Source organism: Nonomuraea antri (assembly GCF_013283785.1).
Classification (GTDB): Bacteria; Actinomycetota; Actinomycetes; order Streptosporangiales; family Streptosporangiaceae; genus Nonomuraea; species Nonomuraea antri.
On sequence record NZ_JABCPZ010000513.1, the window covers coordinates 1 to 1,707 of the forward strand.

General features: G+C 68.4%; 1 protein-coding gene. It reads right to left on the reverse strand.

Features of this window, described 5'->3' with window-relative positions; genetic code table 11:
* Window positions 1–50: 50 nt before the first annotated feature.
* On the reverse strand, window positions 51–830 hold the full coding sequence (locus tag HII36_RS55035) for an ABC transporter permease (protein WP_173531359.1): 780 nt from the start codon (window positions 828–830) through the stop codon (window positions 51–53).
* Window positions 831–1,707: the final 877 nt, after the last annotated feature.

Genomic DNA, 1,707 nt, shown 5'->3' on the forward strand with positions numbered 1-1,707 from the left:
GTGGTTGGGTGTGGGTCGGGGCGGTGGCTGGGAGTGCGGGGACGTGGTCGTCAGGCGATGCGTTCGCTGGTCTGGCGGGCGAACTGCCACGAACCGACGGCCAGCAGCAGCGCCGAGGCTGCGATGAGCGCCGCCAGCGACAAGGGGACGCCGCCGCTCCAGCCGTTCAGTACCAGCAGGCGCATCGCCTCGATCGCGTACGTGAGCGGGTTCAGGCGGGCGATCGCCTCCATCCAGCCGGGCATGGCGGTCAGCGGGACGAACGCGTTGCTCATGAACAGCAGCGGCAGCGAGGCGAAGCCGGTGATCGCGAAGAACGTCCCGTGAGAGGGGACGGCGCAGGCCAGCGCCATCGCCGCGGCCGTGAGTGCGAGCGTCAGCAGCGCGGTGGCGAAGAGGATCGCCAGCACGCCGAGCAGACCCGTGGCGGGGCGCACGCCCAGCGCGAGCGCCACGAGGAGGATCACCAGCACCTGGGCGCCGTTCATACCGATCTGGAAGACGAAACGGGACACGATCAGCGAACTGCGGCGGATCGGCATGCTGAGAAGTTTGTCCAGGTAGCCGGTCTCCTTGTCGAACAGCAGCGGCATCGCCGCCGACACGCCGTTGCCGACCACGGTGAACGCGATGATGCCGGGGACGGCGAAGGCGATGTAGTCGGGCGTGCCGACGACCCGGGGATCGACCGCGCCGCCCAGGGCCCCGGCGAAGAAGACCAGCCAGACTGCTGGCTGGAGGATGCTGAACAGGAGGTTCAGCCGTTCTCTGAGGATCATGAGGAGCCAGCGGCGCGACAGGGCCAGCACCTCCTGGGACCACCACGTCATGGGCCTCTCCTTGGGTCAGGCGGGGCGGGGCCGCCGGTCGGGTGCGGGTTGAGGGCGGATCGCCTGGAGCGCTTCAGGAAAGCGGCCTCCGGTTCTCCGGGTTCACCGAAGTGGACCTGCGGTTTTCCGGGATCCGGAGAGCGAGCTTCCGGTTCTCCGGCTGCGGAGAGCGAACTTCCCTTCTCCAGTTCCGGAGGTGCTAGCTTCCGGTTCTCCGCCGCAAAGTGCGGCTTCAGTTCTCTGGCTGCGAAGCGAGCCTTCAATTTCTCCGGCTGTGGAGCGTGCCTTCAGTTCGCTGGCCGCAACGTGAGCCTTCAGCTCTCCGGCTGCACAGCGGCCTCCGGTTCTTTGGGTGCCGGGAGTGAGTCTTCGGGGGCGAGTCTGCGGTCCCTCGTTGCGGGAGCGGGTCTGCGGCTCGCGGGAGGAAGGGGCCTCTGGTCGTCGGGGATGGGTCTGGCGGTCCTTGGGAAGGCGGTCTCTGGGCCCTGGCGGGTGCGCGTCCGGCCTCTCCTCGGGAGTGAGCCTCCTGGCTGGTCTCTGCGTGGTGAACATCCGGCCCTCTCCGTGGAGATGAGCCTCCTCCCCGTCCCCGCGCGGAGTGCGTCTCCCGGCTTCGGTGGGAGTGAGCCTCCTGGCCTCCGCAAGGTGACCATTCGGCCCCTCTGCGGAGGTGGGCCTCCTGGCCGCCGCGGGAGTGAGCCTCCGGCCCGTAGCGAGAGCGAGGCCTTCGGTCCTCCGCCCGGGCCCGGGGGTCACGTCCACAGACGTGGTGTATGAATCGATCTTCGCGTGATCCTGTTTCTGCAGGTTAAGCGGTAAGTGTCTGCGGGAGTGGGTTCTGGGCTGGTGTGTCGCTGGGAATGACTCGGATGCGGGC